Genomic DNA, 11,724 nt, shown 5'->3' with positions numbered 1-11,724 from the left:
GTGGCGCCGACCAGGCCATGGCCAGCGCGCCGGCCGGTGGGGTGGTGGCCGGCGGCGCGGCGCAGGCACCCAGCAGGAGGCACAGGGCTGCGGCGATCGACCGTGCGGGCAATCCGCGGGGCGTGGGCGGTCGGGAGGAACGAAGGGAAAGGGGCTCGGTCATGCGTCGGGGGTCGGCGGGCCGGAAGCCTCGCCTTCGGGACCGGCCGCTCGGCGAGGACTCGCGAGTCGGGCTGCAGCCGGAGGCCTTTCAGGGCAGGTCAGGGCGGGTCGGCCCTGTTGCTGGGCGAGCATACCGCGGTGGCCGCCGTCGCCGTGGCGGGGGCATGACACGCATCTTGCTTCGAGGCTTGGATAATCGCGGCCGCGATCGCTGCATTCGCACTGACTTCCCACGACCTCCCTGCCGGTCCCGCCCCGGCCACCCATCATGAACCAGGATGAACTGAAGACCCTCGTCGGCCGCGCTGCACTCGAGTACGTGCCCGAAGGCAGCATCGTTGGCGTCGGCACCGGCTCGACCGTCAACTGCTTCATCGACGCACTGGCGGGTATCAAGGAGCGTATCGCCGGGGCCGTGTCGAGCTCGGTCAAGAGCACCGAGCGGCTGCGCGAGAAGGGCATCCGTGTGTTCGACGCCGCCGCGGTCGAATCGCTGCCGGTCTACATCGACGGCGCAGACGAGATCGACCCCCACGGCTGCATGATCAAGGGCGGTGGCGCGGCGCTGACGCGAGAGAAGATCGTGGCCGATCTGGCCGAGCGTTTCGTCTGCATCGCCGATGCCTCCAAGCTGGTGGACGTGCTGGGGCGCTTTCCGTTGCCGGTCGAGGTGCTGCCGATGGCGGTGAGCCAGATCCAGCGGCGCTTTGCGAAGCTGGGCGCGACCGCGACCGTGCGCGAGGGTGTGATCACCGACAACGGTCAGCTGATCCTCGATGTTCAGGGCCTGCGCATCGGAGACCCGCTGGCCTTCGAGACCGAGGTCAACCAGTGGCCCGGTGTGGTGACCGTGGGCGTGTTCGCGCGGCACAAGGCCAGCGTCTGCCTGCTGGGCACGCCCGAAGGCGTGAAGACGCTGCGCTTCTGACCGGCATCCTGCGCGCGAGCCGCGCAGGCCGTTAGAACCGGATGCCGTTGGGTGCGGCCTCCAGGGCCGGCGGCAGGGCGGCCGGGGCTTCTGCGGCGGGGCGCGGCGCCGGAGCGGCCCGCGGCGCCGTGGTCTGACCCACCAGCGGGGTCGGCTCCCAGCCGCGGTAGGTGGGCGGCAGGCGCGACTGCTTGGGGTAGCCGGCGGCGTCGAGGTAGCCGCGCCATTCGGCCTCCGAATAGCCGCGCAGCTGCTGGCCGCCGATGCGCAACACCGGCAGTTCGGCGCTCGATTCGATCTGTCGGAAGGCGGCGATGTCGGCTTCGCCGGTGATGGTCTTCTCGGTGTAGGGGATGCCACGCTGGCGCAGCATGTCGCGGCCGGCCACGCAGCCCGAGCAGTCGCTACCGCTGTACAGCGTCACCGGGTAGCGTTCGGCGATCTGCGCCAGCTCGTACGGCAGGCCACTGGTGGTGCCGGTGACCGCTGCGCCGCCGCGGATCGGTTGTACCTTGGCCGCGGCCGAGGGCGCGGGGCGGTCGGTGTAGGTGATGCGCCCGTCGGGCTCGACGATCTTGTACTGCGCCAGGGCCGGACCGGAGCCCAATGCGACGAGGCTGAACAGCAGGACGGCAGCGGAACGGCTCATGACAAGGTTCTCGGGTTCGGCGGAACTTCGATCTTAGTCCGCCATGCCCTGGTGGCGCAGCAGGGCGTCGATGCGTGGCTCGCGACCGCGGAAGGCCTTGAAGCTCTCCATCGCCGGACGGCTGCCACCGGCTTCGAGGATGGCTTCGCGGTAACGGCGGCCGACGGCGGGGTTGAACACCCCTTCCTCCTCGAAGGCGGCGTAGGCGTCGGCGCTCAGTACCTCGGCCCACTTGTAGCTGTAGTAGCCGGCTGCGTAACCGCCGGCGAAGATGTGCGAGAAGCTGTGCTGGAAGCGGTTGAAGGCCGGCGGCACGATGACCGCGATCTCGCGGCGCACGCCGTCGAGCACCCGCTGGATGGCGTCGGCGCCGTAGGGCGCCGCCGACGCACCGTCGTGGATCAGCATGTCGAACAGCGAGAACTCCACCTGGCGCAGCGTCTGCAAGCCACTCTGGAAGTTCTTTGCGGCGAGCATCTTGTCGAACAGCGTCCGCGGCAGCGGCTCGCCGCTGTCGACGTGCGCCGTCATGTGCTTCACCACCTCCCACTCCCAGCAGAAGTTCTCCATGAACTGGCTGGGCAGCTCGACCGCGTCCCACTCGACGCCGGAGATGCCGGCCACGCCGATCTCGTCGACCTGCGTGAGCATGTGGTGCAGGCCGTGGCCGAACTCGTGGAACAACGTGGTCACGTCGTCGTGCGACAGCAGCGCGGGGCGGTCACCGACGGGCGCAGCGAAGTTGCAAACCAGATGAGCCACCGGCGTCTGCACCCTGCCCTCAGGGCGGGCCCAGCGACCCCGTACGTCGTCCATCCAGGCGCCCGGGCGCTTGCCGGGGCGTGCGTAGGGGTCGAGGTAGAACTGGCCGACCAGCTGAGTGCCGCGCTCGATGCGGAAGAATCGCACGTGCTCGTTCCAGACCGGCGCCGTGTCCGGGCGGATCGCCACCTCGAACAGCGTCTCGATGATGCGGAACAGGCCGGCCAGCACCTTGGGTTCGGTGAAGTACTGCTTCACCTCGGTGTCGCTGAAGGCGTAACGGGCTTCCTTCAGGCGCTCGGCCGCGTAGGCCATGTCCCAGGCCTGCAGATCGGCCAGGCCAAGCTCGGTGCGGGCGAACTCGCGCAGCTCGGCCAGATCGCGCTCGGCGTGGGGCCGTGCGCGCCGCGCCAGGTCGCGCAGGAAACCCTGCACCTGCGCCGGCGAGTCGGCCATCTTGGCGACCAGCGAAACCTCGGCGAAGTTGCGGTAGCCCAGCAGCTCGGCCTCTTCCTGCCGCAGAGTGAGGATCTCGCCCATCACGGCGCTGTTGTCGCGCTCGGTCGGGCCGGCCTCCGAGGCGCGCGTGACGTGGGCGCGGTAGACGCGTTCGCGCAGCGCGCGGTCCTGCGCGTACTGCAGCACCGGCAGGTAGACCGGCATGTGCAGGCTGAGCTTGTGGCCGTCTTGGCCGTCGGCCCGGGCGGCGGCGCGCGTGGCGGCCTTGACGTCCTCCGGTACGCCGGCGAGCTCGGCCTCGCTCGCGATGAAGCTCCAGCCGTCTGTCGCGTCGAGCACATGCTCGGAGAAGGCCTGGCCGAGTTCGGCCTGACGCGCCTGGATGGCTGCGAAGCGCTCCTTGGCGGCCCCCTGCAGCTCGGCGCCGGACAGCACGAAATCGCGCATCGCGTTCGACAGCGCCTTGCGCCGTGCCGCGTTGAGCGCGGCTGCCGCAGGGCTGCCGGCCACGGCCTTGTACTTCGCGTAGAGCCGCTCGTCGGCACCCAGGTTCGTGTAGAACTCGGTCACGCGCGGCAGGGCCTCGGTGTAGGCGGCGCGCAGCTCGGGCGTGTCGGCCACCGCGTTGAGGTGGCTGACCGCTCCCCAGGCGCGCCCGAGGCGCTCGGTTGCGACATCGAGCACCGCGGAGAGGGCATCGTAGTCGGCCGGCACGTCCGCGCCCGTGGCGCGTTCCAGCGCCACGTTCGCTTCGGCCAGCAGGGCCTCGACCGCAGGCTCCACATGCTCGGGGCGGATCTCGCCGAAGCGCGGCAGGGCGGCGGTATCGAGTAGAGGATTGCTCATGGGTCGGCTCGTCGGTTCGGGGCTCGCAGCAGTGTCAGCTGGCGTCGGGCGGCGCGGTTTCAATCCTGTTCATCGGCAGGATAGCGAGCCCATGGGCTCAGCCCACCAGCCGCTCGGCCGATTCCAGGGTGTTCATCAGCAGCATCGTGATCGTCATCGGTCCCACGCCGCCGGGCACCGGCGTGATCCATCCGGCGACCTTGGCGACCCCGGCGTAGTCAACGTCGCCGCACAGCTTGCCATGGTCGTCGCGGTTCATGCCCACGTCGATCACCACGGCGCCGGGCTTCACCATGTCGGCGGTCAGCACCTTGCGCTTGCCGACCGCGGCGACCACGATGTCGGCCTGGCGGGTGTGCAGCGCGAGGTCGGGGGTCGCACTGTGGCAGACCGTGACGGTGGCGTTGGCCTGCAGCAGCAGCATCGCCATCGGCTTGCCGACGATGTTGCTGCGGCCGATCACGACGGCGTGCTTGCCCTTGGGGTCGTAGCCGATCGACTCGAGCATCTTCATGCAACCGTAGGGTGTGCAGGGCTTGAAACCGGGCTGGCCGACCATCAGTGCGCCTGCGCTCGCGACGTGGAAGCCGTCCACGTCCTTGTGCGGCGCGATGGTCTCGATGACGCGGTGCGCGTCGATGTGCGGCGGCAGCGGCAACTGCACCAGGATGCCGTGGATTGCCGGATCGGCATTCAGCGCCTGCACGCGGGCCAGCAGCTCGGCCTCGGTCATCGCCGCCGGGTAATGCTCCAGCACCGAATGCAGGCCGCTGTCGTGACAGGCCTTCACCTTGTTGCGCACGTAGACCTGCGAGGCCGGGTTCTCGCCCACCAGGATGACGGCGAGTCCCGGCGTGATGCCGTGCTCGCGCAGCGTGGCGGCGCGCTGCGCGACTTCGTGGCGGAGGTGGCGGGACAGGGCATTGCCGTCGATGGCTCGGGCGCTCATGCGAGGGGCTCCTTCAGCGGTAGGCACCGTCAGCACGGCACCGGAGGTAGAAACGACAAGGGCCGCACGAAGGCGGCCCTGGCGACGAGAGGGTGCGTCAGGCCTTGGCCTGGGCACCGAGCGCGATCTTCAGCAGATCGGCCACGGTGTTGGCGTTGAGCTTCTCCATGATGTTGGCGCGGTGGGCCTCCACCGTCTTGATGCTGATGCCCAGGTCGTCGGCGATCTGCTTGTTCAGGCGGCCGGCGACGATGCGCTCGAGGACCTGGGCCTCGCGGGTGGTCAGCCGCGACAGCAGCGCGTCGCGGCTGGCGGCTTCCTGGTGCTGGCTGAAGGCGGCACGGGCGCTGTCGAGCATGCGCTCGACCAGGCTCAGCAGTTCCTCTTCCTTGAAGGGCTTCTCGATGAAATCCATCGCGCCCTTCTTCATCGTGGTGACCGCCATCGGCACGTCGCCGTGGCCGGTGATGAAGACCACGGGCAGCGGGCTCTTGCGCTCGACCAGACGATCCTGCAGCTCCAGCCCGCTCATGCCGTCCATGCGGATGTCGGCGATCAGGCAGGCGACCTCGCGGGAGTCGAAGCGCGACAGGAAGGACTCGGCCGAGTCGAAGCACTTGACCCGGTAGTCCTTGCCTTCGAGCAGCCACTGAAGAGAGTCGCGCACGGCTTCGTCGTCGTCGACGACATAGACCGTGCCTTTCTTGGGGATGAGGCTCATGCGCGCTCTTTACGAGGTTTCGGTCAAGGTGACGCCGGGAGGCTCGGTCGCCGGGACCGGGAGCTCCACTGGCAGGGTGAAGGCAAAGCTGCAGCCGCTGATCACGCTTCCATTGTAGAGGTTCTCCGCACGGATACGGCCGCGGTGGGACTCGACGATGGATCGGCACAACGACAGGCCGATGCCCAGTCCGTCGGGCTTGGTGGAGAAGAACGCCTCGTAGAGCCGGGCCATCATCTCCTCCTTCACGCCCGGGCCGTTGTCTCGCACGCTGAACTCGATCACGCCGCCTTCCTCCGGCGTGTGCTTGGGCACCACGCGCAGTTCGATGTGGCGACGAGAGGACGGCAGCTTCGCGTTGTCGATCGCCTCGGCCGAGTTCTTCAGCAGGTTCAGCAGCACCTGCTCGATCAGGATCGGGTCCACCTGCAGGTCGGGCAGCCGCTGCGCGACGTAGGTGCGGATGTGCACGTTGCGGCGCTTGAGCTCGATGCCGGCCAGTTCGACAGCGTCCTCCACGATGTCGCGCGCTTGGCGGTCTGGCGCTGTGGTTCGCTTCGCTTCACGAAGGCGCGGATGCGGTGGATGATCTGTCCGGCGCGGTGGGCCTGGCGCGCGGTCTTCTCCAGCGCGGCGATCAGGTCGTCCTTCTCGATGGCGTCGGACTTGACCCGCGAGACCATGCCGTTGCAGTAGTTGGTGATCGCGGTGAGCGGCTGATTCAGCTCGTGGGCGACGCTGGAGGCCATCTCGCCCATCGTCACGAGGCGGCTGGTGACCTGGGCCTTCTCCGCCTGGTGCGAGGCCTGCTCCTCTGCGCGGCGCCGAGCGGTGATGTCGGTCGCGATGAGCATCTGCGCCAGCCGGCCGTCGGTCCACTGCACGTAGCGCGCACGCACGTCGAACCACTTCTGCAGCGACTCGACGAACACTTCGTGCACGTCGCCGCTGGCTTCGGTGAGTTCCTGTGCAGGCAGGCCGCCGAAGCTGTCGACCGACTCATCGGCGTCGCGCCGGCCTGCCTGCAGCTCGTCTGCGCCGGCCAGGCGCGCATGGCCCTGGGAATCGGCGCCGAACCACAGCCGGTAGGAACGGTTGGCGAACAGCAGTTCGTCCTGCGCCACCGACAGCACCGACACCGCAGCCTCTAGCCCCTCGAGCACCGTGGTGAAGCGCTCGTGCGAGGCCGACAACTGGTCGCGGATGCGCTTGGCCTCGGTGATGTTGGTCATCGAGGTCATCCAGCCGGTCTGGTGGCCCTTGGCATCGATCAGCGGCGACACGTACATCCGCGAGTCGAACAGCGTGCCGTCCTTGCGCATGATCTTCACTTCGATGCCGCCAGCCGGGCTGCGGCCCTGCAGCTCCTGCTGCAGCAGCCGCGTGTTCTCTTCCATGCGGTCGGGCGGCCAGTGCGGGAAGGGCGGCAGACGGCCGATCAGCTCGTCCTCGGCGAAACCGGTCATCGCGCAGAACGCCGGGTTGACATAGCTGATGCGCCCCTCGAGATCCATCGCGCGCATGCCGGTCAGCATGGAGTTCTCCATCGCGCGCCGGAAGTTCGTCTCGGTGATCAGCGTGCTCTGCATCTGCGAACGCCGGCGCATGTGGCGCCAGGTGCCCAGCAGCATCCACACCGTCAGTGCGGACAGCGCGACCACCATCCAGAACAACGTGTTGCCGATGAGGCCGATGGAGGTGCGCCAGCCCTGGCCGCGCACGACCAGGCCGTTGCCCGACGGCGCGAGCGCCACGTCCTGCACGATGCCGCTGCTGCTGCGCACGCTGTTGGCCGGCTCACGCGAGACGCTGCTGGCGAGCACGCGGTCGTTGCTGTCGAGCAGGCTGATGGCGTGGCGCCGCGTGACCTCGGCGGGCACGAAATAGCGCAGCAGTGATTCGACCGAATACTCCGCCACCAGCGTGCCGGAGAAGGCGCTGCGGTCGAGCAGGGGGACGTGCACCTGGAACACCGACAGCGAGCCGGTGCCTTCGTAGGGGCGCGAATAGACCGGCTGACGCAGGTCGCGCGCCGCGGCGAAGGCCCAGGCCGGCTCGCCGCGAAGGGCGGCCGCAGCAGCGGTACCGGCCGGCGGCTGCGGCTCGGCCGCGGAGGCGGCCGGTGCGGAAGGCTCCGTCCAGCGCATCAGGTCGGCCGGGTGATTGGGCGACAGGTGGCGCGCCTTGACGCTCTGGTCGGCATCGATCCAGCTCAGGCTCACGACCTCGGGGCGCTCGCGCGCGAAGCTCACTGCCTGGCCCAGGAATTCGTCGAGGTCGATGGCGCGGGTGGCGACCTCGCGGGCCATGCGCACCAGTTGTTCCTGGTTCTCGATCAGCCGCAGGCGGATCTGCTGCTGGGCGATCTCGGTGTCGCGCTTGACCGACTCCTGCTCCCGCTCGAATTCCTCGTTGCGCAGGTACCAGAAGGCCGTGATGATCGCCGCGAGGAACAGCAGTACCGACAACAGGGGCGCGAACGTGGCGAAGCGGTCCTGGTGGGCCGGCGACTGCCTTTTCCACCAGGCCCAGAACAGCCGCCGCGGATGCGCCTTGGGTGGCGGATCGAGGGTCGAGTCGGGTGGATGGGGCGTCATCGGCGGATTATCGGTGCCAGAGTGAATTCGGCGTCGCAGGAAGCTCCCATCCCGGGGGATGTTGGTTGGCGGATGGCTAAGTAAATTCCACAATAAGAAATCAACTGGCACCATTTGAAAAAATAAGACGACTATGCAATACTGAAATCGAGCATCAGCCCAGGGCGCGCCACAGCACCCGATCCAAGGAGACAAGACATGTCTGCATTGCCGGAATCCTTTGGCCGTTCGGCCGCCAACGACAGTGACGCGCAGGAAACGCGCGAATGGCTGGAGGCGCTGGCCGCCGTGATCGACAGCGAGGGTCCGCAGCGCGCGCACTTCCTCCTCGAGCGCCTGATCGACGAGGCGCGCCAGGCCGGCATCGACATGCCGTTCTCGGCCACCACGCCCTACGTCAACACCATCCCGGCCGGCCAGGAACTGCACAGTCCGGGGCAGATCGACATCGAGGAGCGGCTGCGCGCCTACATGCGCTGGAACGCGATGGCGATGGTGGTCAAGGCCAACCGCCTCGACCCGGCCGACGGCGGCGACCTCGGCGGCCACATCTCCAGCTTCGCCTCGCTGGCCACGATGTTCGGCGCCGGCTTCAACCACTTCTGGCACGCCGACGACACCGACCAGGGCGGCAAGCACGGCGGCGACCTGCTCTACATCCAGGGCCATTCTTCGCCCGGCATCTACGCCCGCGCCTTCATGGAAGGCCGGATCACCGAGGAGCAACTGCTCAACTTCCGCCAGGAGGTCGACGGTAAGGGCCTCTCCAGCTACCCGCACCCGAAGCTGATGCCGGAGTTCTGGCAGTTCCCCACCGTCTCGATGGGCCTCGGCCCGCTGATGGCGATCTACCAGGCGCGCTTCCTGAAGTACCTCCACGCGCGCGGCATTGCCGACACATCGAAGCGCAAGGTCTGGGTGTTCTGCGGCGACGGCGAGATGGACGAGCCCGAGTCGCTGGGCGCCATCGGCCTGGCGGCGCGCGAGAAGCTCGACAACCTGATCTTCGTCATCAACTGCAACCTGCAGCGGCTGGACGGCCCGGTGCGCGGTAACGGCAAGATCATCCAGGAGCTCGAGGGCGAGTTCCGCGGCTCGGGCTGGAATGTCATCAAGCTGATCTGGGGCAGCTACTGGGACCCGCTGCTGGCGCGCGACAAGGAGGGCCTGCTGCGCAAGGTGATGATGGAGACGGTCGACGGCGACTACCAGGCGATGAAGGCCAACGACGGCGCTTTCGTGCGCAAGCACTTCTTCGGCCAGCACCCCAAGCTGCTGGAGATGGTGTCCAAGCTGAGCGACGACGACATCTGGCGCCTGAACCGCGGCGGTCACGACCCGCACAAGGTGCATGCCGCCTACCACGAGGCCGTGAACCACAAGGGCCAGCCCACCGTGCTGCTGATCAAGACGGTCAAGGGCTATGGCATGGGCAAGATCGGCGAGGGCAAGAACACCGCCCACCAGACCAAGAAGTTGGTCGACGAGGACGTGAAGGCTTTCCGCGACCGCTTCAACATCCCCATCCCCGACGACAAGCTGCACGACATTCCGTTCTACAAGCCGGCCGACGACACGCCGGAGATGCAGTATCTGCACGAGCGCCGCAAGGCCCTCGGCGGCTACCTGCCCAAGCGCCGTCCGAAGGCCGACGAGCAGCTGCCGGTGCCCGATCTGTCGGTGTTCCAGGCGGTGATGGAGCCGACAGCCGAAGGCCGCGAGATCAGCACCACGCAGGCCTATGTGCGCTGTCTGAACGCGCTGCTGCGCGACAAGGCCCTGGGCCCGCGCACCGTGCCGATCCTCGTCGACGAGGCGCGCACCTTCGGCATGGAAGGCCTGTTCCGCCAGATCGGCATCTACAACCCCGCGGGGCAGCAGTACACGCCGGTCGACAAGGACCAGGTCATGTACTACAAGGAAGACAAGGCCGGCCAGATCCTGCAGGAAGGCATCAACGAGGCGGGCGGGATGAGCTCGTGGATCGCTGCGGCGACGTCGTACTCGACGAACAACCGCATCATGATTCCGTTCTACATCTACTACTCGATGTTCGGGCTGCAGCGCGTCGGCGACCTGTGCTGGGCCGCGGGCGACATGCAGGCGCGCGGCTTCCTGCTCGGCGGCACCTCGGGCCGCACCACGCTCAACGGCGAGGGCCTGCAGCACGAGGACGGCCACAGCCACATCCTCGCGAGCACGATCCCCAACTGCATCAGCTACGACCCGACCTTCGCGCACGAGGTGGCGGTCATCATCCACCATGGCCTGAAGCGCATGGTCGAGCAGCAGGACAACGTCTACTTCTATCTCACGCTGCTCAACGAGAACTACGCGCAACCGGGCCTGAGGCCGGGCACCGAGACGCAGATCGTCAAGGGCATGTACCTGCTGCTCGAGGGCGGGTCGAAGAAGAAGGACGCGCCGCAGGTCAACCTGCTGGGCAGCGGCACCATCCTGCGCGAGTCGATCGCCGCGAAGGAGTTGCTCGAGAAGGACTGGGGCGTGTCCGCCAATGTGTGGAGCTGCCCGAGCTTCAACGAACTGGCGCGCGACGGCCAGGACGCCGACCGCTGGAACCTGCTGCACCCGGCCGACAAGAAGCCGCGCGTGCCCTTCGTGACGCAGCAGCTCGAGCCGCATGCCGGGCCGGTGGTGGCGTCGACCGACTACATGAAGGCCTACGCGGAGCAGATCCGCGCCTTCATCCCGAAGGGCCGCAGCTACAAGGTGCTGGGGACCGACGGCTTCGGCCGCAGTGACTTCCGCACCAAGCTGCGCGAACACTTTGAGGTGAACCGCCACTACGTCGTGGTTGCCGCGCTCAAGGCCCTGGCAGACGAGGGCACGGTGCCGGCTGCGAAGGTGGCCGAGGCGATCAAGAAGTACGGGATCAACGCTGACAAGATCAACCCCTTGTACGCGTGAGCGAAGAACGCGGCGGCGGGGCTTCCCGCCGATCTGCCTAGAACGGAGACAACATGGCGCTGATGGAAGTGAAGGTCCCTGACATCGGGGATTTCGAGGCGGTCGAGGTCATCGAGGTGCTGGTCAAGCCCGGTGACGCGATCAAGGCCGAGCAAAGCCTGGTCACGGTGGAGAGCGACAAGGCCTCGATGGAGATTCCCTCGTCGCACGCCGGCGTGGTGAAGGAACTCAAGGTCAAGCTGGGCGACAAGGTCAGCGAGGGCACCGTGGTGCTGGTGATCGAGGCGGCCGATGCCGCTGCCTCGACGCCCGCACCGGCCCCGGCTCCGGCCGTGGCTTCGGTGCCGCCAGCGGCGCCCATGGCTGCGTCGGTGGCCGCCGGTCCGGTGGAGGTGGTGGTGCCCGACATCGGCGACTTCGACGCCGTTGAGGTGATCGAACTGCTGGTCAAGCCCGGCGACGCGGTGAAAGCCGAGCAGAGCCTGATCACGGTCGAGAGCGACAAGGCGTCGATGGAGATCCCGTCCTCGCACGCCGGCACCGTGGAGCGGCTGCTGGTCAAGCTGGGCGACAAGGTGTCCAAAGGCACGCCGGTGGTGGTTCTGCAGGGCGCCGGCGGGGCGCCGGCCGCAGCCAAGGCGGCCGACGTCGCTCCGGCCGCTGCGGCTGCTCCGGCTTCGCCACTGGCCAGCCAGCCGGTCGAGCGCACCGCGCCGACGGCCG

7 protein-coding genes and 1 pseudogene are annotated in these 11,724 nt (G+C 68.0%); 3 read left to right on the top strand and 5 right to left on the bottom strand.

The window, feature by feature from the left end; translation table 11 throughout:
- Positions 1-430 precede the first annotated feature (430 nt).
- A complete protein-coding gene (rpiA, locus tag Y694_RS15810; RefSeq protein WP_036234180.1) occupies positions 431-1,090 on the top strand; it encodes a ribose-5-phosphate isomerase RpiA in 660 nt (219 codons plus the stop codon).
- A gap of 31 nt (positions 1,091-1,121) precedes the next feature.
- Here rpiA and Y694_RS15805 read toward each other — a convergent pair whose 3' ends face one another.
- From Y694_RS15805 to Y694_RS15785, 5 genes and pseudogenes are all read right to left on the bottom strand, one after another.
- Positions 1,122-1,739, bottom strand: coding sequence for a glutaredoxin family protein (locus Y694_RS15805; protein ID WP_036234178.1), 618 nt, complete (start codon positions 1,737-1,739; stop codon positions 1,122-1,124).
- A gap of 33 nt (positions 1,740-1,772) precedes the next feature.
- Entirely contained in the window at positions 1,773-3,806 is a 2,034-nt protein-coding gene (locus Y694_RS15800; protein WP_011829725.1) for a M3 family metallopeptidase, read from the bottom strand.
- Positions 3,807-3,903: 97 nt separating this feature from the next.
- Positions 3,904-4,755, bottom strand: a complete 852-nt coding sequence (gene folD, locus Y694_RS15795; RefSeq protein ID WP_011829724.1) for a bifunctional methylenetetrahydrofolate dehydrogenase/methenyltetrahydrofolate cyclohydrolase FolD — start codon at positions 4,753-4,755, stop codon at positions 3,904-3,906.
- 97 nt (positions 4,756-4,852) lie between these two features.
- Positions 4,853-5,476 carry a response regulator transcription factor gene (locus tag Y694_RS15790; RefSeq protein WP_011829723.1) on the bottom strand — a complete coding sequence of 208 codons (624 nt, stop codon included), beginning with the start codon at positions 5,474-5,476 and terminating at the stop codon, positions 4,853-4,855.
- A 9-nt stretch (positions 5,477-5,485) separates the two neighbouring features.
- Positions 5,486-8,073, bottom strand: a pseudogene (locus Y694_RS15785) (PAS domain S-box protein).
- 198 nt (positions 8,074-8,271) lie between these two features.
- Between Y694_RS15785 and aceE the strand changes: the two are divergent.
- Complete coding sequence (aceE, locus tag Y694_RS15780; RefSeq protein WP_011829721.1) at positions 8,272-11,001, top strand: pyruvate dehydrogenase (acetyl-transferring), homodimeric type; 2,730 nt, start codon at positions 8,272-8,274, stop codon at positions 10,999-11,001.
- A 53-nt stretch (positions 11,002-11,054) separates the two neighbouring features.
- Positions 11,055-11,724, top strand: a 670-nt coding sequence (locus Y694_RS15775; RefSeq protein ID WP_310732260.1) for a biotin/lipoyl-containing protein, incomplete at its 3' end; no start/stop codon positions are given.

The sequence above is a fragment of the Methylibium sp. T29-B genome (assembly GCF_000576225.1).
In the GTDB taxonomy this organism is placed as follows: domain Bacteria; phylum Pseudomonadota; class Gammaproteobacteria; order Burkholderiales; family Burkholderiaceae_C; genus Methylibium; species Methylibium petroleiphilum.
This window is presented reverse-complemented; position numbering and strand designations above follow the sequence as displayed.